The sequence below is a fragment of the Bradyrhizobium sp. Ken51 genome, assembly GCF_055807435.1.
Genome location: NZ_JBVVPB010000009.1, coordinates 72218 through 97122, shown reverse-complemented (window position 1 = coordinate 97122; position 24905 = coordinate 72218). Strand labels below are relative to the sequence as shown.

The window sequence follows — 24905 nt, the reverse complement described above, 5'->3', positions numbered from 1 at the left end:
AACGTATTCTCAATTTCGTCAATTGAGCCGTCGGGGCGTTCAGCTCCCCAATAGCCGTCTAGGAGTCGCATCCAAACGATCGGGCCGTCTTGTGCATGGATGTCCCACGCCTCTCGCGCCGACCGACAATTAGCCGGAGGGCGCGAGGTATATTTTTTGTAACTGGTGCGGAACGCCGCGTAAGTCATCGAAGCCCGAGTGTCTTGGCGGTTGCCATGCCCTTGGCGACATTCTTGGCAAAACTGGCCAATCCGCGCTCTTTCAAGAGCCGATAGGGAAATTGCCCGACCTGCCAACTGTGCAGGTCATCCAGCGACTTGCCGGCATCCAGATAGCACTTGAAATGTGCATAGTGCCGGACGCCATACTTCACCATCTTATCGGTGTCGAACGATGATTCCTTGCAGAACCGACATGTCATTAGCGTCTGATCGAACATTGATGCCTCCCGTTGCGAGCAAGGTTACGGTATAGCATCAATGTTCATTGTCAACATAAATTTATAGTTCAATCACCCGTTTTCCGAGTGCTTCCGCGACGGCCTTTTCGGCCTTGGCGCCCTTGGACGTTTCCCAGCCTGGCAGAAGCGCGACGACATCGGCGTGATCGCAGATAAAGTTCAGATCCGCTTTGAACACCACACACCCGTCAATCCCGGCCTTTGTCTCGTCGCCTTCCGGGTTGTTCAGGTAGACGGCATAGCCGTAAAGCGACTCGGTGTGCTCGACCGGATTGAACACGATACAGCCGAGCTGGCGGAGCATCGTCGCCGCGTCTCGGAATTGTTGGTGGTTGAAGTTCGGCAAGCCGCGCATCTTGCCAGCCACATAAACCCGCGTGCCCATCGGCAGCGTGTTAGCCAGTTGCGTCAACGTCATATCGCTTCCCCTTCGTGGTTGATCGTGGCGCCGTAGAGGCGATTGGGTACGGACATCCCGCAGGTCGGGCGGGAGCAATAGCGCTCCATGCATTGAGTGCAGCGTTTTGGCTCCGCCTGCTTCCGGAACGGCACGCCGTTGCGTGTCTGTATTCTCTCAATCGTCGCCATCAAACGCACTCAATGAGGAACACGAGGAACAGGCACCAGCCCCACCCGTCATGTCCCGAATAGCCGATCACGGCCGCAGCGGCGCAGAGCGCCAGCGAAACGCAGTGCTTGCCGATATCCTTCATAGCGCCATCCCTTGGCTCGTCACCGCGAACGCGCCGTGCGTCGGCGCCAGGAGACCCGCCCCGATCAGCCCCTCGAGTTCGTCGATTCGCACCGTGGCATGTTCGCCGCGGTCGGACGTCGCGCGCACCATTGCGCCTTGGAAGATGGCCTGCGTGCGCTCGACGATGCGAGATTGATGCAGGCGCAGAAAGCGGAGCTGTTGCGGTGTCACGTCTAAAACCCCCATCGCAGACCGGCGGCGATCGACACCGCAGTAAACAGGACCACCACGACCCATCCCCGTGCGTTGATCATTTGCCCACCCATTCGGCTCGGATCCTGCGCACCAGGCGCCGCGCGCGGTCATCGGACACGCCGAGCGCGTAAGCGACTTCGCGGGCCGTGCAGCCAAGGTGCGTTTCCATGAAACTGCGGGCGCGTTCGACGTTCAGCGCGGCGGTGTATTGCATGTTCGGGCGGATCTGCACCATTGCAGCGATGCGGGCCAGGTCGCCGGTATATTGAAGGTCGCTCATGTCCGCGCGTCCCTCTGCGCCGTCCAGTCCGCCGACGTCGCGGGCTCGAACCGGCCTTTGGTCAGCCATTTGCCGGCGACGAAATAGTTGTGGTCCTGCTCGCCGCTACATTCGTAGACTTCGCCGACGGTGAGCAGGTTGCGCACCAACGTGTTGTCTTTGCAGCGGACGAAGCGGGGATAATTGGTCATCGACCCGCGCCCGCGAAAATGTGGCCAAGTCGACGGGACTGCACCAGTTCACGCTTGATCGCAGCGATAACATCGGGATCGGGAGAGGCGAACAGCCGAACCTCTATGGTGCGACGGCTCGGAGCCTTGACGCGAATGATCGGCTTGAAACGGCGCGTGGCGTATCGACCCATACCGGCCTGTGTCTTTCCGCCGGTCACGAAGATGTTGTCGCCTGCGTTCCATAGAACGGTGTAGGTGCGCCCCACGTCAAGGAACAGCGCGCCCTTTGCATCCACACACCGCACGCGCATTCCGGGTTCGAGGGCGATCGACTGCATCTCAGTGAGCCGCGATCTGGCGAGCGCGCCGCGCCACTTCACGGGCGCCGCCGCCGGCCAGGCTCGCGACTCGGTGGTTCTGCGCGTGGTGCTCGCGCTTGATCCGCTGCCACTGAGCCCGCGTGTAGCGCTGTTCCTGCGGCTTCCGCATCTGATAGTCAGCCTGGCGCTTGAGCATGTGCAATTCTCCGGAGGTGAACGCGCCTACAGTCCCGGCCGTCACCGTGTTGAGGGCTTCTAGACCGAATGCCATCGGTCGGTGCTGCGCCCTGTCTCGCACTGTAAACACCGTTTGTTGATTGTCAACATTAATTAGAAAAGTTTGTAGACGGCCACGCCCTGCACAGTGATCAGGTCGCCGTCGTCCGATTCCTCGCAATGCACGTCGTCCTCATCGACCCCGTGCTCGAGCGCCACGGTCTCGCACACCCAGCCCCAAGCCGCGCCAGGATCGCCGCCGGCGAACCCGGCCGATGCCCATGGGCGGCCGTCGAGGTGCAGGAGGCGGATATGCCGAAGGGTAAGGGGCATCAGATCAACCCTTTCTCTCGCGCGAGCCAATAGGGCAGGGTGATGATACCGCCCTTACCATCGTCGTGATATTTGCATTCGGACTTCGGGAGCCAGATCGGGTTCGGCTCGCCGATGTCGACGAGATACGCCCGTTCGGTCTCGTGCTTCAGGATCACGGCAAAGTCGAGGGTGTCTCTCATGACTGCGTCCCTTTCGAAATGTACTGCTGCAAATAGGCGCGAGCGTCGTCCGTCAGGCGAAAGTAACTCAGCATGAAGAATGCCCGAGCACGCGGATTTTCGTTGCTCTCAACGTCCCGCTTGACGGTTTCGAAAGTGTGGAGGCCGCGGACTTCTGCGCGATAAGGGAGAAGGGTTGTCATTGCCATTCGCTCCGTTTCGATACGCTCACAATAAGCATCGGATGTTCATTGTCAACATAATTGTGAGGTTATTCGGGTGGAACGCTTGGAACGCATCTGGAACGGCATGTTTTGGGCTAAGCGTTCCAAAAAATGTTGCGATTTTCCAAGGCTTTAAGCCTCTCTGGAACGCTTGGAACGCTTAGACTCTATTTTATGTAACCGTATTGCCGAGAGAGGAATGTATTATTACCCGGTATTAATTAAATAGTAACCATAGCGGGTTCCATTTTAGAGCGGCGGAGACTCCATGGGAATCTAGCGTTCCATGCGTTCCACGCGTTCCAAGCGTTCCACTTCCTACACCAGAATACCGTTTCGATGTAAGAGCAATTTACATTCAACTGATTTGTTCAGTCCGAAGCGGCCCAATCGCCTCTAATAAGACCAGGGTAATAATAGACTGTCAACTAAATGTTGCACTAGCCTCCGCCTGCGCTCGGGCTAGAATGCGACTATGCGAACCATAGCAATTACCATTGTGGCGCTCTGCATCACTGCACCCGCGATCGCCGCCACACCGGCCGAACAAGCCTGCGTGCTTAAGGCCGCGGACACGTTGCCCAAGGTCCAAGGGATGAAGATTGGAAAGAGTAGGGCGAGCCCTGCCGCGGGTGCTCCGGCGGGCTTCGTGCGCGTCGAGGTCGATTGGTCGGCCGCCGGCCAGAACGCGACGTGGGTCTATCTGTGCGCGACCGACGGGGCGGGAAACGCTCGAGTGCAGCGTCTGGCTCAGTAGTGGGCAAAAGAAAAGGGCGCCGAAGCGCCCCTAGTTTGACATCCGACCGAACCAGAACCCCATTGGGTCGATCTTGTTCTCGGTCGTGTTCGCCATCTTAGCGCGGAACTTCCGCAGCCGGTCCTTTCGATCATAATAAGCATCGGGAGATGCGTGCAGGCCGTTGCCGTTGTCGCCAATCTCAAGATCACGCTCGAGGTCGGCAAGGCGGGCGCGCTGCCACGCCATCGGGCGTTTGTGGATCGGGGTGTTGCAGAAGTCGTAATAGTGCTGGCTGTAGGTCTCGACGATTTGCATCTGTTCGCTCCGTGTTGATGAGAGGTTGAGAGGTAGGCGGCGCTAGGCCGCCGCTTTCTTGGCCAGGAGTGCTTTGCACTCGTCGAGGCTCAGATCCTTGGCGATATAGCGCCAGGTATAGGACATGCCGCCGCGCACCTTGCCGTCGTAGTTGGCGCAGAGCTTGAACACGGCGTAATCCTTGCGGTCAGCGTAACCAGCCGGGCGAACGTCGGCCTTCGCCGGAGCAAACTTGACACCCTTGGAGTTCGTGACCGCCTTGTTGGTGAAAATCTGCATTCGCTTGCTCCGTTCTGATGAAGCAAACTTAGGGCGTCATATGTTTATTGTCAACATAAATTTGAAGTACAGTGCGATTATTTTAACGCCCCGGTATCGGCGGCGGGGGAAGCGGCCCGCGCAATTGCGGCCGCATTTCGACCCTGCCGTTCGACGACATGACCGGTTCGAGCACGGTGCATTCGGCCAGGTTGTCGCCGTTGTGCCGGATCCACACGCGAGTTCGCTTGCCGTTGATGCGGGGCGAGACGTCCCGCCAGCCCAGGCGCTCAAGGAAGCCGCCATAGCGAGACGTGGGAGGCATGCCGGCCAGTTTGAGCGCGGCGCGGATGTCACAGGCATGAATATAGAAACTGCCGTCGCGATCGAACCAATCGTGACAGGATTCCTCGAGCGGTCCCATGGCGCGTGCGGCTTCCTGATGGCGAGCCGCGATGTCCCAAACCTCCCGCGGAATGGCGAACGATTCGCCGGCCGCCTCTAACGCTGCGGCTTCGCCGATCAACTGTTCGACATTGCGTCGCAGCCATTCCAGATTGACTTCGCCGCGCACATGAACGGGCAGAAAGCGCCGATTGCCCGTTGTGTCGACGAGAGGCTGCTTATCGTTGCTGGTGCCGATGAACACGCAGCGTCGCGGTTGTCTCGTCGGGTAGGCTTGATATTTTTTCACGTATTCGTCGACGTTGATGGTCATGAAATGCTTCACGTCCTCGACGTCCGATTTGTTCATGCCCGACAGTTCGGACAACTCGACAACCCATTTGCTTGCGAGCTGGGGCAGGCTGTTTTGCTGCGTCCCGCCGAGCTTGAACGAGTCGGTGTACCAATTGGGGTCGAGCGCGAGGATTTTGCACAGCGTCGACTTGCCGGTGCCTTGCGTGGGGCTGATGAAAATGACCGTCTCTGCCTGGTCGCAGCCGGGCTTCCGAGCGCGCTTGACCAGGCCCCCAATCAGGTTCCGACCCACGGCGCGGTGATAGTCATCCGTCGGCACGCCGACACAGGCCGAAAGCCAAGTGTTCAACCGGGGCAGGCCGTCCCAGCGCGTGGCCAATTCGTCAATGCGCTGCCGGATCGGGTCGAACAGGCCGCCCTCGGCCGACGCCACGCTAATGCCGCGGCGGAACGCCTCTTTCGACGGGTGAAAATTATAAATGCCCGATTCCGCCTCGACCAAGAGGAAGTCGAACAGCGCGTCGGTGAGCGGTTCCCACGGTGCGCCGTCGTTCGATATCTCGGTTTGGTCGAGCAGGACGTTGTGACGGAACTGCGCTTTGCGCTGCCGAAAGTAAACCCGCACGTTGTCGCTGTTCTGCGGGTCCGGCTGACCTTTGTTGTTCAGCGTGAAACCGGCGGCGGTGCGGGTCTCCGCTTGCACCTTGCGCTCAAACGCCTCGACCGCATCCTTGAACCCGGTCAGGACGACGTTCGGCATCGCGACCAATCGCAACTGCAGGTTCTGCGCCGTGGCCGGGTGCATGGCGCCGAGGACGCCCAAGACGTTCAAGACGCGCTGTTGCCGGAATGCTTTCGGGGTCTCCGCCAGGGCAACGATGCGCGCGATCGCCGCTTGCATCAGTTCGTAGAGGGGATGCGCCGCGACGTCGGGATTGTCGGTAGGCAGGCGCGGGAAATCGAGCGTCATCGGAACGGACGGGGCATCGCTCGTGCCGTTCAGGAAGTGGTCGAGGATCGGTTGCCCGAGTGCAGCGATGAGCTGTTGCGTATTGCCGACCAGGGACGCCGTAGCGCTATGGGTGGTTGCACCAGCGGCCGCGGCCATCTGCGACACGACATCGCCGAACATGGCCTGCGTGCTGCGACCGATCGAACCTTTCCAGCCGAGCTTGTGTGCGCGCGACAGGAACGAGAGCAGGGTGACGGAATGCGCGTCGGGCTCGGTGGCGAACGATTCCCACTTGCTCGCGGCGGTGTCGGGCGTGACGGTCTGGTCGTGGCAAAGCTCCCACAGGGGAAATCCGGCGTCGCCAAATTCGATTTTGAGCGCCATTCCGACTTGGAACCACGACTCGTAGTCCTCGAACGCGCCGTGCTCGGTGAGCCATTTCAGGAGGCCGGCTGTAGCGACGGGATCCAGCGACCCGGGCGGTGTGGCCGTGGCGCGCGGCGGCGCGGGGCGCCTGGTGCAATGTTCGATCAGGGCAGCGGGCGCGGGGTAGGGCGGCATATCGGTGAGAAGCGTATAGGGCCGACCCTCGAACGTGCTGCCGGCGGCGACCACGTACCCGATACAGCGGACGTTGATATGCGATTTGATCGCGTCGGGCTGGCGCAGCGTGGCCGGGTCGAGATCGGCGGGGATGGCGAAAAGAACGTGCCAACCGCCCGAGGGTGACGAAACCTGCGGCATCGGGACGGTTGGGAGTTGCCAATCGGCGGCGAGCTGACACCACAACGCCCAAGCCTCGTCGCGGCCGACCTTGGTATCGATGTCCACCACGATCAGGCGCGAGGCGAACGCGACCAAGCCAAAGTTGCAATCGGGGTGCTCGGCGCGCCACGCCGCCCATTGCGCGGGATCGCTGGAATGGTGGCGCTTGAAGCTGCCGGCTGCGTCGGGCTCGGTGGGGGACGGCCAGAACGACGCGGGGCCGGGGATCTTGGAGCCGGCCGGCAGCGGGAACAGGGCGCAGGCATGGCGCGCATAATAGTCGAGGGGATCGGTCTGCACGGGATTGGTCATGGCAAGGGCACCGGGCAGACTGGTAACCGCACGGCATGCGTTGCGCCGAGCGCGCAGGGGCCGCGATTGTCGCGCTCAAGTCGGCCACATGCGCAGCGCGTGGGCTCGGCGGGCGGCAACGGAACAGGGCAGGGAGGGGGTTGCATGGAGGCGCTACACTATGCGCCCGAATGTAAATTGTCAACAAAAACGTTGACGTGCGACACCGCTAAATGTAGTGTCGCTCCCTATGCCCCGCCGCAAGAACGATCGTTTTACCTTTATTTATTGGGTCTACGACACGCGACCGGAAGTCGTCGCCAACTGGTGTTGGCCTAAAGGAAAGCCCTTCTATTGCGGCAAGACGGTTTTCGATGTCGAGACTCGACTCGCAGACCACTGTGGACGGGACTCCCGTCGACATCCACATCGGCCGATCGCCATTCGCATTGCCGAGTGCAACGGGTTCGTTAGAACCGAAATTAAGGTAACGGTTCCTCATACTGAAAATTGGGCGGAAGCAGAGAAACTGTGGATCCGCATCTTAAAGAAGGTGAACCCGCAATGCGTCAATGTGACTGTCGGAGGTCAGGGTGCGGCAGGCTGCATTCCATCAGAGGAGACTCGTCGCAAGCGTAGCGAAACGATGAAAACTAGCGAGCGGAATCGACTGGCTCGTCTTGCCAAGAGAGGCATACCCGGACCTAAGCTTTCGGACGAAGCTAAAGAAAAGATACGCCGGGCTCGTTTGGGAACAAAAGCGAACGCACAAACGCGCGCCAAAATGAGCGCTGCCCATAAGGTGCGCCCTCGTGATCCAGAATCACACAAGAAAGTAGCCGCTGCTCATCGGGGGATGAAGCGATCTCCGGAGGCTAGGGCAAGAATCAGTGCCGGAATACGTGCTGCTCGGGCGGCGCGCGATGCTAACGTTTCTTCGACGTGACCTTGTCCAATTTCCAGTCGACTCCGTCGCGCAATAATTCTCGCACGAGTCTTTTGTGAAGGCCCTCTTGCGGGTCGATTCCCTTGTCGGCCAGCGCCTTGATTGTCTTGGTCAGTTGGCGCGCGTCGTCCAGGCTGATGTAGTCGGGCGCCTTCGGATCCATGACGCCGAGTTTCAACAGCGGTCGCGTATCGCCCAAATGATAGGACGCATGGTATGTGACATTGCCGTCCTTGGTGATAAGGGCTCGCAGGCCGACCACCAGATCGTCCGAGACGGTCGTGCGGTCGAGCACGAGGCGTCTGCTCTTTAGGTCTTTCGCCATTGCGGCCAGGGTTGCTTCGGTAAACACCGACTCTTCCATGTCGCGAAGCGGCTTGCGCTTGGGCATCTCTAAAACTCTCCTTTAGTCCTAACGACTGCAACCTTCCACTAATGTTTATTGGTGTCAATCAGTTTTTTGTTGACAATCTACATAAGACGATAGGAACGAATCGAATCGCACTTTGGTTACGCGACCCGTCATATTTATGTTGACAATGAACAGTCCGTGTTTATTGTGCCCACCGTTGCAACACTCAAACACGGGAAATCCGAATGTCCTTGAAGTCCACATTTAAGCGGGCATCCATCGAAGCCGAGATGGAATTTGGCTCGCTCGAAGAATTGGCCGGCTACATCGGCGAGAAAGGCACCGTTCTGACCAAGATTTTCGGCGACGATATGGAAATCGTCGTCAAAGGTCTTTCGGACAGCACCGCGCTTTCCACGGGCACCGTCGAGACCACCGAAACGGAGCAGGGCGCCACCACCGGCAAGAAGCGCGGGCCGAAGCCCAAGGGTGCCGATCCCGCGACCGCTGTCGCACCGCCGCCCGCGCCGATCCCCGGTGCTCCTGCCGCGCCTGCGGCGCCCGCACCCGATCTGGTCGCGCAGAATGCGGCGGCGAACGGCGGAGTGCCCGAGTATCTGCGACGCGACCCCGCCACGCCCGCAGCTCCGCCCGCGCCTCCTGCACCGCCGCCGGCTCCCGCCGCTCCGGTAGTGCCGCCGTCCGGCATCCTGGCCGGCAAGGTGATTGCCAACCTCGAGGCGCGCGCCGCGGACGATGCGACCAAGAAAGCGCTCGTCGATTGGCTCGCCGGCCCCGGCTACGCGATCGTGACGCCGACCGCGACGTTCGACGAGACGATCGCCGCCATCCGCCTGATGCCCGACGACAAGCTCGCGTCGGTCGCCACGGGGCTGCAGGTCGCCTGATCGAAAAGAACGAAAGGGACCGGGGCGCGATAGGGCGCCTCGGATACAGGAGCCCCGACATGCTCGTGAGTGTAATCGTTACCCTTTGCCTCGTCGCCTCTAGCCAGAACTGCATCGAGCGCACCGTCACGCAGGAAGCGACGCTGATGCAATGCGGCGGCGCCATGGCCCTGCAAGTGCTTCCGAAGTGGATGGAAGAAAACGGCTACACGGCGCGCGGGTATCGCCTGGCGAAGTGGGGTTGCGTGATCGGCGGCAAGGGGAGGATGGGCGCGTGAGTAATTTTCTCCTGCTTGTCATTTTGGCCGCCGTCTTTTGGGGTGTGATCAACAACACCGGCCCGCTCCCGAGGCAGAGCGATCGTTCGCCGCGTATGCGGAACGTGAGGTAACGATGACCAATTCACACTTTTCATGCTCCGCTGAGAGTGGAAGTGCGGCTTACCCAGGCGGCAGACCATGAGCAAAATTTCCGAATGTCCAAACTGCAACCGATCCGGATGGGGATGCATCTGCCCTGTCGCACGGGAGGACGATATGCCGACTTGCAAGAACTTGGGCGGTCCCATTGGCGCGAATGGAGAATGCCTCCTCTGCACAGCAGAGGCCGGAGAGGAATGCCGATGACCGATCACACTTTCACTACTGCCGCAGAGCCGCGCTTCTTTATCCACCATGGGATGATACATGACCGCGTGACCGGGAAGCACGTTACCACGGACGGAGAGCCGCCGTTCGAAGATAGCATCGAGCAAGTTTGCGAATTGCTCAACAGCCTTGTCATAACCAATGTTGCCCAATCCGTGCCAGAGCGCGGCGATTTGCGAGACATTCTCCAAGAGATCATCGAGGCGGAGCAGGATTTCCGCAGCATGATGCCGAAGGATTGGGAGGGCGATCCGCTGTCGGATGCCTGCGATCGCGCTCAACTCTACCTCAACTCTCGTCCCGCCCAGCCGCCGGCCGCTCCGGTCGAGACGACGAGACTTGATGTCGCCAAAGCCATTGACCCAGGCGCCGCATGGGGAATGGTTGTCGAGAGGGATTCCCCTGCGAACGAGCGCATCTTGCAGGCACTAGCAAAGGCTGATGCCGCTCTGACTCACTTGCCCTGTTCTGCCGCCACTGTGGATGAGCAACTAGAGGAGGCTGGGAAGGCCGCAATTGCGATCCGCAATGAATTGGACCGCGCTCGGAAAGATCGCGATTATCACGCGGATCTGGCTGAGCGTTGGAAGGCGCAATTTGAAAGCGCCTCCGCTGCGGCTTCCGAATACAGCGAGTTCTGGGAGAAGCACAGCGGCGACTTTGACCAGTTCGGGAATTACCTCCCGTACAGCCAGATGGACGGCGACCTGCGCGCGGCCAAGGCCGAGATCGACCGCCTCAGAGCTGAACCGCAGACATCTGGCGTGTGGCAGCCGATCGAGACGGCCCCGAAGGATGGCACCTGGATCATCGGCATCTGCAACGATCACTCGCGCCTCTATCGTATGTCGTGGGGCCGAGCTCGCGATGGTCATATGGCGTGGTGTACCGCAAACGGCGTCGTGGCCTACGGTGAAGGCCTGTTCTCGCCGAACGGCGGCTGGGCCTCATGCCCGGTTTCGCGCCCACAACATTCAACAGGAGAAACGAAATGAGCATTATCGAGCAAGCTAAGACCGAACTCGCCGCCATCAACTTCGGAGCGGAGGATTCCGCCGTGATGATTGAGATCATGGAGAAGTTCTTCGACCAGTGGGACAGCGGCGGGGCGGTGCACGCGGTCGCTCCGGTCTTGCAGCGCCTCATCGCCGGCCAGCCCCTGGGGCCGCTCACGGGAGCCGACAGCGAATGGTTCGACCCGATGGACGACGGGATCATGCTTCAGAACAAGCGCTACAGTAGCGTCTTCAAGGACTGGCGCGACGCAGAAGGCCACCTGTCGGCTGCTGCCGGCGAAGGCAAGCTGACCATTCACGACCTCAACAATCCGGCCTGGGATGGCAAATTCCCCTATGACCCGGAGACCAAGCTCCCGGCGTCGCCCGTGGTCGAGATAGGCTCATAACCGTTGGCTTCGCAACAGGGGAACTGCAAATGAAAGACCTTATCGATAAGTGTGACGTGATTCTTGACGCGAATGATCCAGATTTTGCCGAGCAGTTCCGAGAAGCGATCGGCGCCGCGCCTGGGGAGGCGATCGAGATCATCACCCCTCAGTTCACTCGGACGGACGGCCTTATCCCGTCCCTCCCGCAGATCAATTGGGCCGACCTGCACAAGCTGCCAACGGAGACGCTGAAGGCAATCGGATGCTGTCCGTGGGATGAGCCCGACGCCAAAGGGGAATCGCTCTGGCTGCTTCCGGGCGAGTGGTACGCTCATATTCCAGAAGGGACGCCTCTCACCTGCATCGACGGCAAGACTGAGCCGTTCAAGCGCGGTGTGACCGACGACGACACGCGCTTCGGCTGCTTGGCCTACGGCGTTGTTGTGGGAGGAACGCCCAAGTGAAAAGCCAAGGCATCAATACCGCCGAGATGCTGAAGACACTCAGCGACGACGCGAAGATCCTCCTTGGTGGGTGCTTCGGGGTTCTCGGCATTCCTGGCAAGACCACCCTTACCTTTGGCATGAAAGAGTCCAGGCCGACTGTAAGAGCGAAGGCCGCGCTTGATGAATGCGTACTGGCCGGGGCGCTCTCTCAGCGCTCATTGACCGGCGGCGGCGTCGAGTACCTTGTCCAAGTCAACTGTAGCGATTTTGGAAAATGGGCGGGGCGCAATCGGTCGAAGGGGAAATGGCCGATGACCGAGCCTGTCTCGCCAGCGGTCCCTTCAGATCAACGGGCATGACGAACATCACACTCATGGCGCATTAAGGGAAGGTGAGACGATGGCCGGCTTTAGCGACCCCAATTATGAGACGCGGCAGCAGATCAGCAGCCTTCGTCGCCAGATGCAGCACATGGAAACCGAGATCCACAGTTTAAGGACGTCCACCGTCCCGGCATGTCGGTTCTGCGGAGAGCAGATCAGCTACCAAACACAGGTTTTCAGGTGCGCCGATTGCCAAGCACCGTTCCACCGCGACTGCATCCGCAAGCACTTCGCCAACGAGCCTCACGTTACTCAGAATTTGCCCCCTAGGCAGCAATGACGCAGGGCACGGGAATGAACCCGCTAAGTCCGGACTCAATGGTCAGGATGCCTAGGGGACTTATCTTAATCAGCAGCAAGCGGAATCCGCTCTGTCGGTTTCCTCAAATAAGTGAAAGTGAACCACCCACCGCCAAACGGAGGAATCCATGGCACACGTCTACGAAGGTAACCCAGACGGCAGGCAGGCCGACACTGCCATCCTTGTGAGCCGCTTCCGGCCGAAGTACCGGGCGCTGAGCGACGACGAAAAGGCGCTCCACGACGAGATCAAGAACAAGGCAGCCGAGCTGGAGGAAGTGTTCTCCCGCGTCAAGACCGGCCGCTATTCGTCGCTTGCGATGACCTCGCTGGAGCAGTCCGTGATGTGGGTTGTCAAGGAGCTGACCTCCTGATGGGTGAGGTGATGCATCCCGGCGGGCGCGTGGCGCGCGCTCTGATTCAGCTAGAGACGGAGGTCATGCAAGCGCTGGCCGACGCCTCTATGTTGGTCCACGACACCGCGCGCTATTCAATGAAGGCCATCCTCAAAGAGGAAAGAGCGAAGCTCAATCTCTCCTTGCAGGCGGTGGCTGACCGGGCGGGCATCACCAAATCCCACATGTGGGAGCTTGAGCAAGGGCGAGCCGTAAACCCCACGGTTTGGACAGTCTACGGACTCGCCCGAGCGCTCGGCGTTCCCTTCTCAAGGATGGCCGCTGGCGCCCTCAACGATACCGAAGACAAAGACGATGCCTCATACGCATTGTCGTCGAACCATGGAAAGAGCAAATGAACCACGACTTTACCCGCTCAAAGGTCAAACTCAACCAGGCCAAGACGATCGCCAGGCTGCTCAAGATGCGGAGCGCGATCGGCGCTGATACACCGGCGGGCCATCGAATTTCCAATCTCGACGAAATTCGCCAAAACAAGGCGAAGGCGACCGATCCGATCCAACTCGCCTATCTCGAAAGTTTCGAGCGGCGGCAGTGGGTCGATTTGGAGCGGACGCGGCAAAACAGGGAATCGTCATGACCATTCACACCGACCCGAACGCGGCACATGCCGTCTACGCGCCGAGCAGCGCGCACCGTTGGACAATCTGCACGGCGAGCGCAGAGGCGATAGCAAGGTTGCCGCCCGCAGAGGAAGGCGAGGCGGCGGCGAAAGGAACGGCAGCGCATTCGGAATTTGAGCGCTGCATCGGTTCGCTCAATGGCGAATTCGTTAACCCCGCGACAATGCCGATTGCGCCTGTGGATCCGGACCATCCGTCCGCCTTCGGCATAGCGCGGGCAATCAATTACGTCCGCCAGCTCCCGCCAGGCCGCATTTGGGTGGAACGACGCGTCGCCCTGACCGAGAACATTTGGGGCAAGCCCGATTTCCAACATTGGCACGACGACTCGGCGACGCTGACCACGCTCGATTTGAAAGACGGTTTTGTCGGTGTCGACCCCGACGCCGAACAGGTCTGGATTTATGACGTCGCGGGAATGTTCACCTACAATCTGCCGGTGAAGTGGTTTCGCAACGTCATTTGCCAGGAGAATGATTTCCGACCAGGGCCGCGCGTCAAGCAGGACGTTCGATCAGCCGAGTCGGTCCACGCGTGGGCGTCGGAAATCGCGCTCATTCCGGTGCGCGAAAAGAAGTTTGTTGCGGGCGAGCAGTGTACTTACTGCCCGTTGTTCGGATCGTGTCACGCATCACGCGATATCCTGGCGAATGTCGGCGCGCTCGTCGCTGGCCTGATGTCGCCCAAGGACGTGACCCCGGAACAACGCGCGGCGTTCAAGGCTTGTGAAAAGCCGATCACGGACGCCTTCAAGAACGCCGACAAAGCATGGCTCAAGGACGCCCTGGCGAAAGGTGAGCCAGAGGGCCTGGCAATCATTGAAACACAGAGGCACAAGGCTTGGCAGGATCCGATTGCGGCGCGCGCGCTCGTGCTGGAACGGTTGGGGCCTGACGGTTTGGACCTTCCGACGCCTGCACAGGCGATTGAACGAGGTATTCCCGAGGACGTCGTAAACGCGATGGCGCCGCGGCCACCCGGTGGTCCAGCACTTGCCTTTGCGAGTGACAAACGCCCGCGATTCAAACGGCAGAGCGGGCAGGAGATGTTCGCCAGCGTGCCGGGCGTGACCAGTACCTAAACGCTGCGTCACTCGATAAAAAGACGCTACGCGCACCGATTCAATGTTGACAATGAACAATGATGCTGTAAGTTAACAAAATTCTAGTTGTACAAATCGCACAGGGAGATCACGTCATGAACGCCCCCGTTACTCGCATCAAGAACCAACGCAGCGACGCGCAGAACAGCCCGAGCGAAGTCCGAGTCGCGTATCCCTATTTCCATGAGAAGCGCACCAAGAACGCAGCCGGGATCGTTTTCGTCAAGAAGGACGGTACGCCCAACCCGCGCCACAGCGGCACGTTCATGTTTCCGAAGCTGAACCGCGACGCGCACCAGTGCGCCAACTATATGTGGCTGTGGGGTCTCGCTGTCGAGGCGGCCAAGAAGATGTGGCCGACGAACGTCGACAACGCCGGCAATTGGGTTTGGCCGCAAGGCGCGCAGTTCTCCGTCAAGGATGGCGACGTTCCGATCGTTCCGAAGCCGAAGCCGGGTGTTCCGACGCCGACCGCCGACGAAATCGCCAAAAAGAACGCATGGCGCAACGGTTACTGGATCATCGAGGCCGAAAACTTTCTGGATCCGGGGCCGCGCATTTGCAAGGTCGTCAACGGCCAGGTCGTCGAGTTGCCTGCGAAAGCGATCAACGGAGTCGAGCAGTACAAATCCGGCGATTGGGGCTTTCCCAATATCCACGCTTGGGCATACCAGAACGAGACGTTCGGGGTGAACTTCGGATTTGACGGCTTCTGTTTCACGCGCGAAGGCGAACGCATCGGTTCGTCCGGCCAGCGGTCGGCGGCTCAGATGTTCGGCGGCTTGCCCGGGATGGGCGTGCAGGGCCAGACAGTCGCGCCGCCTCCGATGCCCGGTGCGGCTCCGGCGCCAGTGCCGGGAGCGCCCGCCGCTCCGACTTACGCTGCTCCACCCGCACCGGCTCCGGTGGCAGCTCCCCCGAGCCCGCCGCTCGCTCCCGCAGCGCCGCCGCCTCCGCCAGCCCCGGCGATGGCTCCTGCGGGTCTCCCTCCGATCCCCGGGCGCTAGGTTCCGCGTAGCCCGGTGGGGCGTGATGGTTCGCTGTCACGCCCCTAGAATTCCAATCCAACGGCCGCGGTGTGGGCATGCCCTCCGCCCTGTGAGCCGCCGCGGTCGTTGGTGTCCTTTTGGAGTCGTAATGCCAGGTTATCGCGTCCTAGTTTGCGGCGGTCGGAACTTCACGGACGCGGACTATTTGTTCGCGGTGCTCGATCATTACCACCGCGAGACGGGCGCGTTCGAGTGCGTCATTCAGGGCTGCGCGCGCGGCGCCGATACGCTCGCCGGGGAATGGGCAGATGCTCGCAATGTGGCCGTGCTACCGTTCCCCGCCGATTGGGAGCAAGGACGCGCGGCAGGACCGATGCGCAATGCGCAGATGCTGCGGCAAGGGCGACCGACGTTCGTCGTGGCGTTCCCGGGCGGCGATGGCACCGAGGACATGAAGCGCCAGGCGCGGCGCGCGGGCGTTCCGGTCTTGGAGATTCCGCGCCGTGGGTGAGTGGTCGAGACCGCCCCGGATCCCGATCACGCTCGACGATCTGCAGCGCGCGGTGGTCTACGATATCGAGACCATTGTAAACCTGTTCAGCATCCACGTTCAGCCGCTCTTTGGCGATTGGGAAGCGACGTTCGAGATCAGCGAGTTCCGCGACGACCGGCGCGAGTTGTTAGCCTGGTTCGATCACTGGCAAGCAAACCGCACCCCCATGATTTCGTTCAACGGACTCGCGTTCGATTATCCCGTGCTGCACTTTATCTGGCAGAACCCCGGCTGCACCGCTTGGGACATTTACGAGAAAGCACAGGAGCAAATCCGCGACCGAACCCACTTCAAAATGGTGTGGGAAAGCGACCGGTTCGCTCCGCAGATTGACCTGTTGAAGCTGTGGCACTTCGACAACAAAGCCCGCATGACCAGCCTCAAGGCGATTGAGGTCAACATGCGATCCGAAATTGTCCTCGATATGCCGCTACCGTTCGACGAGCCAATTGCGCCAAGGAACGTCGATACCGTTCTGATCCCGTACAATCGCCATGACGTCAAAGAGACGAAAAAATTCGCACTGATCAGCCTCGACCCGATCAAGTTCCGCATTGAATTGCAGGACATTCTCGACGGCGACGTGCTCAATTGGTCGGACTCAAAGATCGGTTCGAAGATTCTCGAACAGCGGCTCGGTGACGAACTCTGTTACACTCGGGAGAACGGCTACCGCGAGGCGCGCAAGACCAGGCGGGAACGGATCGCCCTGGCAGACATCATTTTCCCGTTCGTCCGGTTCTCGCATCCCGAGTTCGCCCGCATCCTGACGTGGATGCGATCGCAAACGATCACCGAGGACGAAGTCACCGGCAAACTCAAGACCAAGGGCGTGTTTTCGGACGTTCACGCGACGGTCGGCGGGCTCGACTTCCATTTCGGCACGGGCGGCATTCACGGCTGCGTGCCGTCGCAGGTCGTGCGCGCGGACGCTGAGACGATGATTCGCGATATCGACGTCGCCGGCCTGTACCCGGCGATTGCCATCGTCAATCGTCTCTATCCGGAGCACCTTGGCGAACGGTTCGTTTTCGAATATGCGCAGCTCCCGGTCGAGCGCGCCAAATACAAAAAAGGCACGCCGCGGTCGAACGCGTTCAAGCTGGCCGCCAATGGCACCTATGGAAACTCGAACAACGAGCATTCGATTTTCTACGACCCGAAGTTCACCATGGCGATTACGATAAACGGCCAACTCATGCTCTGCATGCTGGCGGAGTGGTTGTTGTCGGTGCCAACGGTGCGGCTCCTGCAGGCGAACACGGACGGCATCACCTACACCATTCGTCGGGACATGCTGCCGGCGGCGCAGGAGATCGAACGCGCTTGGGCGGCTTATACGCGCCTGGTGCTCGAGGACGTCGAATACGACAAAATGTGGATCGGCGACGTCAACAACTACATCGCCCGCGCGACATCGGGCAAACTGAAACTCAAGGGGCGGTTCTGGTATCCCGTCAACTTCCCCGACGACATCACCAACGCCAGCCCGCCCGCTTGGCACAAGGACTTTTCCGCACTGATCGCGACCAAGGCGGCTGTCGAGCACATGACCACCGGCGCGGATATCGCCACGGTCGTTCATGACTGCGACGACCCGTTCCTGTTCATGCTGCGGCAAAAGGTCGACCGTAGTTGCAAACTGTTCATCGGCGAGACAGAGGTGCAGCGAACCTTGCGCTACTACATGGTGCGGGACGGTGCGCCGCTGCGCAAGGTGATGCCGCCAAAGGGGCCGGCGGGGCATTACAAGCGCAAAAACAGCATCGATGATTCGCTATATTATGCGGTCCTGCGCGAGATTCCGGAGGGTACGCACGATCCTCGGATTCACACGGCGAACAAGTCACGATATGAGACGCGCGAGCAGGGATTGCAAGCCGGCTATCTGGTCGCCGACTGTTGCCGCGCGTCGGACTTTGATTGGAATCGGGTTGATTATGCCTGGTATATCCGCGAAGCGGAAAAGCTGGTGGTGAGATGATGCCCCAACCAACTGAATTCGACCTGCAACGCGCGCTCGTGCTCTGGCTCGATGGCAATGTCGACCGCAACGGCGTACCGCGCGTGACGCCGGCGCTTGCGCCGAACGTCGTTTATTTCCATGTGCCGAACGGCGGCGATCGCGATCCGCGCGAAGCGAAGCGGTTGAAGGAATCGGGGGTCAAGGCCGGCGTGCCCGATCTGGTTTTCCTGGCTTATCAGCGGTTTTATTGCCTCGAACTCAAGGAGCCCGGCGGCAAGGGGCGGCTATCGCCCGCGCAACTCGCCATGCACCCGCGACTGATCGGTGCAGGCGCGACCGCGCTTGCGACTGTGGATTCGTTGGCGGCGGCGAAAGCGTGGTGTATTTCTCATGCGCTTGCGATTTAATGTTGACAATAAACATTAGGCAGAGGTAAGGTTCTGTTAGGCAAATCAGGCGGGACCGAGCAATGCACATTCTGGTAGCGGACGGCGACGAGGCGGTTCTGCAGTCGATCGAACTCATGCTGAAATCCGAAGGGCTGCGCGTCTATGGCGTCGACCACGGCGAGGAAGCGGCAGAACTCGGCATTCTCTATGACTACGACGCCATTGTGCTCGGCGACACCTTCGACGAGCCGTGGGACAAGGTCGTGAAGGCGCTGCGCGTCGGCAAGTGCAAGGCGCCAATCATCGTCGTGTCCGGACACAAGCGGATTGACAAGATCGTTCACGCGTTCGCCGTCGGCGCCGACGACTACATGACCAAGCCGTTTCACAAGGACGAACTGATCGCGCGCATCAATGCCCTGGTGCGCCGCTCGAAGGGTCACGCGCAGAGCCGCATCGAGATCGGCCCGCTAGTGGTCGATTTGGACACGCGCACCGCAACGGTCCACGGCTCCGATATCCACTTCACCGGCAAGGAATTCCATCTGCTCGAACTGTTCGCGCTGCGCGCCGGCGCGGTGCAGAGCAAAGAACAGGTTTTGAATTACCTCTACGGCGGCCGCGACGAGCCCGAGCTGAAAATCGTCGACGTGTTCATTTGCAAGCTCCGCAAGAAGCTCACCCGGGCGGGCGCGCCGGATCTGATCGAAACGGTGTGGGGCCGCGGCTATCTGTTGCGGCGGCCGGCGCCGGAAGTGGCGGGCGGTCGCGAGGGGAGGGCGGCGTGAACTTCCCGGCGCTGTTCAATGGCGATTGCCTCGACGTCATGGCGACGTTGCCTGCGGCGAGCGTCGACCTGATCCTTTGTGATCTGCCATATGGAACGACGCAGAACAAATGGGATTCGGTGATCCCGCTTAACAATCTCTGGACAGAGTATTGGCGGATCGCCAAACCGAACGCTGCCGTGGTTCTAACGGCGCAACCGCCATTCGATAAGTTGCTCGGCGCGTCGTGTCTCGAAAGCATGAAATACGAGTGGATTTGGCAAAAGAGCCGAGCAACGGGTCACTTGAACGCTAAGCTGCAGCCGATGAAAGCGCACGAAAACGTGCTCGTGTTCTATCGCCGCCAACCGACCTACAATCCGCAGGGATTGGTCCGCAAACTTGTTCCCACCATCCGGAAAGGTGGCCAGGGCAACGGTACGAACTACGGGAAATCCGACCGCGACGCGCTGCAGGAATTCGGAAACTACCCAACGTCGATTCTGCCCATCGGCAGCGAGGGTAATCCCGTCCACCCGACCCAAAAACCGGTCGCCCTGATGGAATATCTCATTCGGACCTATACGAACCCCGGCGACGTCGTACTCGACAATTGCATGGGCTCGGGCACGACCGGCGTTGCCGCCATGCGTTCCGGCCGCCGCTTCGTCGGCATCGAGCGCGATCCCGGTTATTTCGCCATTTGTCAGGAGCGGATCGGCGCCGCGTCGCCGCGCAAGGTAATCGATCTGGCTGCGCTCCGGCCCGCCTTGCTCGCAGAATACGAAGCACGGCGCCTTTTGGCGCAATTGGTTGCCGCCTAATGTTCGCCGACGACGCCCTGATCACGCTCGACCAGGCGGCCGGATTTATCCCCGGGGCCGACGCGGACAGATGTGAAGTACCGCGGATCGGAAACAAGCGAACTTTGTCCGATCGGATCAACGCAAATATCTATCGAGAATTCCACGAGAGACCATGCGTCTATTTCGTCGGCAATCATCACGCGGTCAAGATCGGTGTAACGGAAAGCATCGGCCGCCGTGTCACCGAATTGGACCGGGGCTATGTGCCCGTTCGAATTCTCTTGTTGATGCGAGGAAGTTACGGCCAAGAGCGCGAGTTTCACCAGCGTTTCGCCGATCTCTATATTCGCAAAGAGTGGTTCGTTCACACCGGAAAGCTTGCTGAATTCATCGCGCGCGAGCGGGTCAAGTTCGCATGACCACGCCCGCGCCCCGCCTCATGTCCGGATCCGAAGCCGCCGCCTATTGCTCGGTGACGCCGGCAACATGGTCAAAGTGGGTCGCCGACGGCACCATGCCCAAACCCGTGGTCGGCCGGCGCTGGGACCGCAAAGCGATCGACCTGGCGCTAGACAAAGCGTCCGGAATTGTTGCACCGTCCATCGCGCCCGACACCAACCAAGAGGCAGAGGACGATTGGGAGCGTAGGTATGAGGCGCGCAAAACTGCTGCCGGGGTTGGCCACCGCAAGTAAGACGCTCGCGGACGGAACAAAACAGAAATACTATTACGCATGGCGTGGCGGCCCCTTGCTCAAGGACGCCGACGGAAAGCCGCTGCAGGTCGGCGACCCTTTGCTCGTTGCCGCCTACGCAAAGGCCCACGAGGACCGAAAAAAGCCCGCCAGCGGTACGCTGTTCTCGCTGGTCGCTGCCTTCAAGGCCGCCAACGAATTCACCAAGAAGGCCGCGCGCACCAAAAAGGACTATCTGCGATTCCTCGATTGGATCGAAACCGAGTTCGGCGACATGCCGGCGTCGCTGGTCGAGAAGCCTAAAACTCGCGGCCGGTTCAAGGAATGGCGCGACCGGATCGCCGAGGCGAATGGCGATCGCCAGGCCGATTATGCATGGGGCGTGCTCGCGCGGGTGCTGTCGGTGGCCAAGGACCGCGGCACCATTTCCGTGAACGTTTGCGAGCGCGGCGGCAAGCTCTACAGCGTCGACCGCGCCGAGGTCATATGGCAGGCGGGGCATATCAAGGCATTCCGCACGGTCGCGTCGGACGAATTGTGGTTCGCCCTGGTCCTCGCTCTATGGACCGGCCAGCGGCAAGGCGACCTGATCAAGCTCACCTGGCAGCAATACGACGGGACGTATATTCGGCTTCGCCAAGGCAAGCGAAAGGCTCGGGTGCTGTTGCCCGTCGGCGCCGTGCTCAAGGCTGAACTCGACGCGCGCCGGCCCGAAAAGGCCGAAGGCGCGATATTGCGCAACACTCGCGGTCAGAAGTGGACAGAGGACGGTTTCCGGACGTCGTGGGGCAAGGCGGCCGACCGCACCGACCTTGACGACATGCCGCGCTTTAACGACCTGCGAGGCACCGCTGTGACGCGCCTGGCGCTCGCCGGCTGTACGGTGCCGCAGATCGCCGGGTTCACCGGCCACAGCCTCAAGGACGTCGAGCGCATCTTGCAGGCGCACTATCTCGGCGGCAAATTCGAACTTGCCGAACAGGCCATGGCGATGCGCGAAGCCTTCGAAATCGGTTTGCAGTCGGCCGAATAGATAAACGATTTCAATCGGTCGAAATTGGACCGGTTTGCAAATATCAAATTGAAATTGCTCACAAAAGATCGGATTTCGATTCCGAGGGTCGGGAGTTCGAATCTCTCCGAGCGCGCCAATTCCGGATATGTTTGGAAGAGGGCGCTCACAACAACGACCGCCGCAGCGGCCTGCCTGGTCAGCCTGCCGTCGGACCGGCTTGCCGGCCCCGTGCCAGCGTGTCGGACGGCGCTTCGTGGAAGGTCGCGCGGTAAGCTGCGGCAAACTCCCCCAAATGGTGAAAGCCCTGGGCGCGCGCGCATGTGGTGACGGTGGCGCCGCCGCCCTTGAGAAGGCGAGACCGGGTCGCCCACAATTTTTTCAGGCGAATGTACTGGTGCAAGCTCATGCCGCGCACCTTGCTGACGGCGCCGCCGAGCGTCCGGATCGAGACGCCGAACTCGCCGGCGAGATCGGCTGTATAGATCGGAGCAGTCGGATGTGCCGCGACGTAATCGTCGATCCGCTGCACGAGTTTGATCGACCGCTCCGCCTGGACGGAGGCACTCCGGTCCGAGAGCGGATCGATGCGAAACAGATCGTCGAGCGCGAGCAGCAGACCTTCCTGGAGATGGGCGGCGACCTCGGTCGTTTCGAACAGGGCCGGCTGCACCGACGCGGTTCGCAGAATGTCGAGCAGGAGCTGGCGTATGTGGAGCAAAGCGGGGCGGTTCGCGCCAAAGGCCCGCAAATCGTCCGCCTGATCGAACCAGCCCCGGTCACTCAGGCCAGGTGAGAAGATGATCATCGCATGATGATTGGTCCGGCGCTCGACGAAATGGCATTCATCGCTGCCGCGGAGCGCGATGAAGAAGCGCGCGTCCAGCTCCATGCCCTTGGAATTGACCTGAAGGTCGTCCGTCATGGGCAGGATCACCATCCCGCCGGGCATCCGATAGGCGGCGTCGAGGATGCGCGCGAACGAGCGCATCATGACGATGCGGCAGCCGGGCAGGGAGACGACAGCGCGAGCCGCCGCGAAATTCTGGACGTCGAGCGGAATGCTTCTCGCATCCTCCATCGACTCGATCGGCCGAAACGCATCGACGTCGGCAAAGCCGATCAATTGAAGCGCCGAGGGAGGATGGGGCGAGGGCGTCGAACAACATGCGTGTGGCCGGCTGCCGCAATGTGACAATCAAATGAACGTCAGTACATCGCCATCAATGGCGAAACATCGCGCTTCAGTAAACCGGATTCCGGGCCGTAGTATTGCGGACATCATCGCATGAAGCCCGGCAGATCGATGTCGTCGTCAACGGTCTCGAGTCATCGGCTGGCCGGAGGCGAGGTCGATGAAGTGCAGCCGCGTGCAGGCGGGACAGGTGAAGGAGGCAAAGCTCTGCGCCTCCTGTCTCTGTTGCTTCTCGAGATGGGTCTGCACATTCATGCCGGTCTGGGGACATCGAAAAACGATCAAATCGACCATCGTCGGAGAATGACGGCGTGGCGGATTTCGTCTTTGATCTAGATCAGTTTTGGAATGACTCCAGATCAACATCCTTGATCTCGCAAAAGCGAAGGGGCCCCGGAGGGCCCCCTTAAAATCACCAGCGGCGGTAGCGTGGTCCGTAATAGCGAGGACCACCATAAAAGCGCGGTGCATATCGGGGACCATAGTAGGGCCGCGGCCCGTAGTATCCATAGTAGTTCGGGCGCCAGAAACAGCGTCCCCAGGCGTCACAGACCATGCGGACCTGCTCGACGTCCGAGACCTGCGGCGTCGCAGGAGCAGGCGCGATGGGCATGGCGGACGCCGCCGATGATGCGACCAACGCACCCAACAGGGACGCGGCGACGAGGCCAATTCTAAGCTTCATGATGTCTTTCTCCGCTTACGCAATACAGGGATATCGAAGTTTGTTCTGATCAAATTGTGGCGGGACCGAAATGTAATGCTGATGAACAGGTCTTCAGCCAGCCCGCCGCAGGCCTGACCTTTGGCTCCGGGAAACTATCCCAGGTTCGAGCTCTTGACCAATGCCGCGCTTGCGTTTGCGTCCCCGCAGGACATTGCCGCCATCCTTGATCCCGCGCAATTCACCGGTGCGGCTTCGTCTCTAAGCTTGCCGCCGTGGTCAGCCTTGCGAGCAATCGAAGAGCAGGCTCGCGAGGTCGCTTTGGAGCTGTGCAAATGGACAAAATGAGAATCGACAAGGGTGACTGGCTGGTCGTGTGCGACGGGCGCAAGGCGCTCATTCTGGAAAACCTCGGCGACGAGATGTTTCCGAACCTCCACACCAGGGAGGTGCACGAGCAGCCCAATCCCTCGACCGGTGCGCAAGGGACCGACGCTCCGGGCAGGCTCCATGGCGCGGCCGGCAGCACGCGCAGCTCGGTGGAGCAGACTGATTGGCATGACGAGGCCGAGCGCGCCTTCCTGCGCGGCCTGGCCGGACGGCTCGATGTCGCCGTCAGCTCAGGCGAGACCTCGGCCTTGACCATGGTGGCCTCGCCGCGTGCGCTTGGGATGATCCGCGCCGACTATTCGGACGTGGTGCGCAAGGCACTCCAGGGCGAGGTCGGCAAGGACCTCGTCAAACTGCCGGTCTACGAGATCGAGAAGCAATTGCTGCTGTCGGGCGCCGTCAAATAGCGGCCCCCGCAGAGAATACGCCTGCGCCCCTCAGTAGCAGGGGTGGCGGCGGCGGTCCTGGCCGACATAGGCGGCTGCGCTCTGGTAGCAATGGTTGGTCGACGGACCGTCGTAAAAGGCGAACGTCCCGGGCGTCATGCCGGGTCCGTAATTGTGCAGATAGCTGATCGGATAGGGCAACGGGTTCGTGTAATGGCGGTGGTACCGGTGATGTCCACGCGCCTCTGCGAGGCCAGGGGCAAGGATTGCGGCCGACAGGGCTGCAATCGCGGCTACAAGCTTCAACTTGCTCATCTCGAATCTCCGGAACCCGCACGAATAGGTCAGCTGTTTATAGCCAGTTCGGGCGGCCGGAACACCCGTCCGAAGCCCGGAAATCGTAGCCAATCCCGCAGATTCCCGGGTGGGTGTGACAGAATTGCCGGTTC

The 24905-nt window shown here is 60.6% G+C and carries 38 protein-coding genes; 20 read left to right on the top strand and 18 right to left on the bottom strand.

All coding sequences use genetic code 11. The features are described from left to right. Positions 1–184 precede the first annotated feature (184 nt). The 14 genes from AC0L27_RS17230 to AC0L27_RS17165 form a co-directional block, all read right to left on the bottom strand. Positions 185–439 (bottom strand): hypothetical protein, encoded by a 255-nt coding sequence (locus AC0L27_RS17230; RefSeq protein ID WP_473319787.1) that lies wholly within the window; start codon positions 437–439, stop codon positions 185–187. A 61-nt stretch (positions 440–500) separates the two neighbouring features. Beyond that, positions 501–878, bottom strand: coding sequence for a DUF1937 family protein (locus tag AC0L27_RS17225; RefSeq protein WP_473319786.1), 378 nt, complete (start codon positions 876–878; stop codon positions 501–503). A 169-nt stretch (positions 879–1047) separates the two neighbouring features. Beyond that, entirely contained in the window at positions 1048–1173 is a 126-nt protein-coding gene (locus AC0L27_RS17220) for a hypothetical protein (protein ID WP_473319784.1), read from the bottom strand. Further along, positions 1170–1385, bottom strand: coding sequence for a hypothetical protein (locus AC0L27_RS17215; RefSeq protein ID WP_473319783.1), 216 nt, complete (start codon positions 1383–1385; stop codon positions 1170–1172). Before AC0L27_RS17215 ends, AC0L27_RS17220 begins: the two co-directional genes overlap by 4 nt. 79 nt (positions 1386–1464) lie before the next feature. Then, positions 1465–1689, bottom strand: coding sequence for a hypothetical protein (locus AC0L27_RS17210; protein WP_473319781.1), 225 nt, complete (start codon positions 1687–1689; stop codon positions 1465–1467). Further along, on the bottom strand, positions 1686–1880 hold the full coding sequence (locus tag AC0L27_RS17205; RefSeq protein WP_473319779.1) for a hypothetical protein: 195 nt from the start codon (positions 1878–1880) through the stop codon (positions 1686–1688). Before AC0L27_RS17205 ends, AC0L27_RS17210 begins: the two co-directional genes overlap by 4 nt. Then, the gene (locus AC0L27_RS17200) at positions 1877–2200 is read right to left on the bottom strand and encodes a hypothetical protein (protein WP_473319778.1); all 324 of its coding nucleotides are present in this window, start codon (positions 2198–2200) and stop codon (positions 1877–1879) included. Before AC0L27_RS17200 ends, AC0L27_RS17205 begins: the two co-directional genes overlap by 4 nt. Before the next feature lies 1 nt (position 2201). Continuing rightward, the gene (locus AC0L27_RS17195) at positions 2202–2378 is read right to left on the bottom strand and encodes a hypothetical protein (protein WP_473319777.1); all 177 of its coding nucleotides are present in this window, start codon (positions 2376–2378) and stop codon (positions 2202–2204) included. Between the two features lie 134 nt (positions 2379–2512). Continuing rightward, positions 2513–2731 carry a hypothetical protein gene (locus AC0L27_RS17190; protein WP_473319775.1) on the bottom strand — a complete coding sequence of 73 codons (219 nt, stop codon included), beginning with the start codon at positions 2729–2731 and terminating at the stop codon, positions 2513–2515. Then, positions 2731–2913: a hypothetical protein gene (locus AC0L27_RS17185; protein ID WP_473319774.1), complete on the bottom strand. Its 183-nt coding sequence runs from the start codon at positions 2911–2913 to the stop codon at positions 2731–2733. The genes AC0L27_RS17190 and AC0L27_RS17185 overlap by 1 nt, the downstream gene beginning before the upstream one ends. 990 nt (positions 2914–3903) lie before the next feature. Next, positions 3904–4170 carry a hypothetical protein gene (locus AC0L27_RS17180; protein WP_473319773.1) on the bottom strand — a complete coding sequence of 89 codons (267 nt, stop codon included), beginning with the start codon at positions 4168–4170 and terminating at the stop codon, positions 3904–3906. Positions 4171–4212: 42 nt separating this feature from the next. Then, on the bottom strand, positions 4213–4449 hold the full coding sequence (locus AC0L27_RS17175) for a hypothetical protein (RefSeq protein WP_473319771.1): 237 nt from the start codon (positions 4447–4449) through the stop codon (positions 4213–4215). Between the two features lie 82 nt (positions 4450–4531). Next, positions 4532–7156 (bottom strand): VapE domain-containing protein, encoded by a 2625-nt coding sequence (locus AC0L27_RS17170; RefSeq protein ID WP_473319770.1) that lies wholly within the window; start codon positions 7154–7156, stop codon positions 4532–4534. 905 nt (positions 7157–8061) lie between these two features. Next, a complete protein-coding gene (locus tag AC0L27_RS17165) occupies positions 8062–8472 on the bottom strand; it encodes an integrase arm-type DNA-binding domain-containing protein (protein WP_473319768.1) in 411 nt (136 codons plus the stop codon). A gap of 206 nt (positions 8473–8678) precedes the next feature. On the opposite strand from AC0L27_RS17165, the gene AC0L27_RS17160 reads away from it, so the two are divergent. The 19 genes from AC0L27_RS17160 (at position 8679) to AC0L27_RS17070 (ending at position 21842) form a co-directional block, all read left to right on the top strand. After that, positions 8679–9341, top strand: a complete 663-nt coding sequence (locus AC0L27_RS17160; RefSeq protein ID WP_473319766.1) for a hypothetical protein — start codon at positions 8679–8681, stop codon at positions 9339–9341. Positions 9342–9400: 59 nt separating this feature from the next. Continuing rightward, on the top strand, positions 9401–9619 hold the full coding sequence (locus tag AC0L27_RS17155; protein ID WP_473319764.1) for a hypothetical protein: 219 nt from the start codon (positions 9401–9403) through the stop codon (positions 9617–9619). 344 nt (positions 9620–9963) lie between these two features. Then, a complete protein-coding gene (locus AC0L27_RS17150; protein ID WP_473319762.1) occupies positions 9964–10983 on the top strand; it encodes a hypothetical protein in 1020 nt (339 codons plus the stop codon). Further along, positions 10980–11393 (top strand): hypothetical protein, encoded by a 414-nt coding sequence (locus AC0L27_RS17145; RefSeq protein WP_473319760.1) that lies wholly within the window; start codon positions 10980–10982, stop codon positions 11391–11393. The genes AC0L27_RS17150 and AC0L27_RS17145 overlap by 4 nt, the downstream gene beginning before the upstream one ends. A 29-nt stretch (positions 11394–11422) precedes the next feature. Further along, positions 11423–11839, top strand: coding sequence for a hypothetical protein (locus AC0L27_RS17140; protein ID WP_473319759.1), 417 nt, complete (start codon positions 11423–11425; stop codon positions 11837–11839). Then, positions 11836–12180, top strand: coding sequence for a hypothetical protein (locus tag AC0L27_RS17135; protein ID WP_473319757.1), 345 nt, complete (start codon positions 11836–11838; stop codon positions 12178–12180). Before AC0L27_RS17140 ends, AC0L27_RS17135 begins: the two co-directional genes overlap by 4 nt. Positions 12181–12632: 452 nt before the next feature. After that, positions 12633–12878: an Acb2/Tad1 domain-containing protein gene (locus AC0L27_RS17130; protein WP_473319755.1), complete on the top strand. Its 246-nt coding sequence runs from the start codon at positions 12633–12635 to the stop codon at positions 12876–12878. After that, complete coding sequence (locus tag AC0L27_RS17125; RefSeq protein ID WP_473319753.1) at positions 12878–13258, top strand: helix-turn-helix domain-containing protein; 381 nt, start codon at positions 12878–12880, stop codon at positions 13256–13258. Before AC0L27_RS17130 ends, AC0L27_RS17125 begins: the two co-directional genes overlap by 1 nt. Further along, on the top strand, positions 13255–13500 hold the full coding sequence (locus AC0L27_RS17120; RefSeq protein WP_473319751.1) for a hypothetical protein: 246 nt from the start codon (positions 13255–13257) through the stop codon (positions 13498–13500). Before AC0L27_RS17125 ends, AC0L27_RS17120 begins: the two co-directional genes overlap by 4 nt. Continuing rightward, entirely contained in the window at positions 13497–14624 is a 1128-nt protein-coding gene (locus AC0L27_RS17115; RefSeq protein WP_473319750.1) for a DUF2800 domain-containing protein, read from the top strand. The genes AC0L27_RS17120 and AC0L27_RS17115 overlap by 4 nt, the downstream gene beginning before the upstream one ends. A gap of 116 nt (positions 14625–14740) precedes the next feature. Further along, complete coding sequence (locus tag AC0L27_RS17110) at positions 14741–15652, top strand: hypothetical protein (protein WP_473319749.1); 912 nt, start codon at positions 14741–14743, stop codon at positions 15650–15652. A 25-nt stretch (positions 15653–15677) separates the two neighbouring features. Beyond that, positions 15678–16145: a DUF2493 domain-containing protein gene (locus AC0L27_RS17105; protein WP_473319748.1), complete on the top strand. Its 468-nt coding sequence runs from the start codon at positions 15678–15680 to the stop codon at positions 16143–16145. Continuing rightward, positions 16138–18171: a hypothetical protein gene (locus tag AC0L27_RS17100; protein ID WP_473319746.1), complete on the top strand. Its 2034-nt coding sequence runs from the start codon at positions 16138–16140 to the stop codon at positions 18169–18171. The genes AC0L27_RS17105 and AC0L27_RS17100 overlap by 8 nt, the downstream gene beginning before the upstream one ends. Continuing rightward, positions 18168–18560: a VRR-NUC domain-containing protein gene (locus tag AC0L27_RS17095; RefSeq protein WP_473319743.1), complete on the top strand. Its 393-nt coding sequence runs from the start codon at positions 18168–18170 to the stop codon at positions 18558–18560. Before AC0L27_RS17100 ends, AC0L27_RS17095 begins: the two co-directional genes overlap by 4 nt. Before the next feature lie 62 nt (positions 18561–18622). Next, positions 18623–19330, top strand: a complete 708-nt coding sequence (locus AC0L27_RS17090; protein WP_473319741.1) for a response regulator transcription factor — start codon at positions 18623–18625, stop codon at positions 19328–19330. Then, positions 19327–20133 (top strand): DNA-methyltransferase, encoded by an 807-nt coding sequence (locus AC0L27_RS17085; RefSeq protein ID WP_473319739.1) that lies wholly within the window; start codon positions 19327–19329, stop codon positions 20131–20133. The genes AC0L27_RS17090 and AC0L27_RS17085 overlap by 4 nt, the downstream gene beginning before the upstream one ends. Continuing rightward, positions 20133–20534 carry a GIY-YIG nuclease family protein gene (locus tag AC0L27_RS17080; protein WP_473319738.1) on the top strand — a complete coding sequence of 134 codons (402 nt, stop codon included), beginning with the start codon at positions 20133–20135 and terminating at the stop codon, positions 20532–20534. The genes AC0L27_RS17085 and AC0L27_RS17080 overlap by 1 nt, the downstream gene beginning before the upstream one ends. Beyond that, entirely contained in the window at positions 20531–20809 is a 279-nt protein-coding gene (locus tag AC0L27_RS17075; RefSeq protein WP_473319736.1) for a helix-turn-helix transcriptional regulator, read from the top strand. The genes AC0L27_RS17080 and AC0L27_RS17075 overlap by 4 nt, the downstream gene beginning before the upstream one ends. Beyond that, a complete protein-coding gene (locus tag AC0L27_RS17070; protein WP_473319735.1) occupies positions 20766–21842 on the top strand; it encodes a tyrosine-type recombinase/integrase in 1077 nt (358 codons plus the stop codon). The genes AC0L27_RS17075 and AC0L27_RS17070 overlap by 44 nt, the downstream gene beginning before the upstream one ends. Positions 21843–22020: 178 nt before the next feature. Here AC0L27_RS17070 and AC0L27_RS17065 read toward each other — a convergent pair whose 3' ends face one another. The 3 genes from AC0L27_RS17065 to AC0L27_RS17055 form a co-directional block, all read right to left on the bottom strand. Beyond that, entirely contained in the window at positions 22021–22947 is a 927-nt protein-coding gene (locus AC0L27_RS17065) for an AraC family transcriptional regulator (protein ID WP_473319733.1), read from the bottom strand. 189 nt (positions 22948–23136) lie between these two features. Next, positions 23137–23271, bottom strand: coding sequence for a hypothetical protein (locus AC0L27_RS17060; RefSeq protein ID WP_354209308.1), 135 nt, complete (start codon positions 23269–23271; stop codon positions 23137–23139). 157 nt (positions 23272–23428) lie between these two features. Next, positions 23429–23701, bottom strand: a complete 273-nt coding sequence (locus tag AC0L27_RS17055; protein WP_354058752.1) for a hypothetical protein — start codon at positions 23699–23701, stop codon at positions 23429–23431. Between the two features lie 314 nt (positions 23702–24015). Here AC0L27_RS17055 and AC0L27_RS17050 point away from each other — a divergent pair, with 314 nt between their 5' ends. Continuing rightward, a complete protein-coding gene (locus AC0L27_RS17050; RefSeq protein ID WP_354209310.1) occupies positions 24016–24477 on the top strand; it encodes a host attachment protein in 462 nt (153 codons plus the stop codon). Between the two features lie 30 nt (positions 24478–24507). On the opposite strand, the gene AC0L27_RS17045 is transcribed toward AC0L27_RS17050, so the two are convergent. Then, on the bottom strand, positions 24508–24771 hold the full coding sequence (locus AC0L27_RS17045) for a hypothetical protein (protein ID WP_354209311.1): 264 nt from the start codon (positions 24769–24771) through the stop codon (positions 24508–24510). Positions 24772–24905 lie beyond the last annotated feature (134 nt).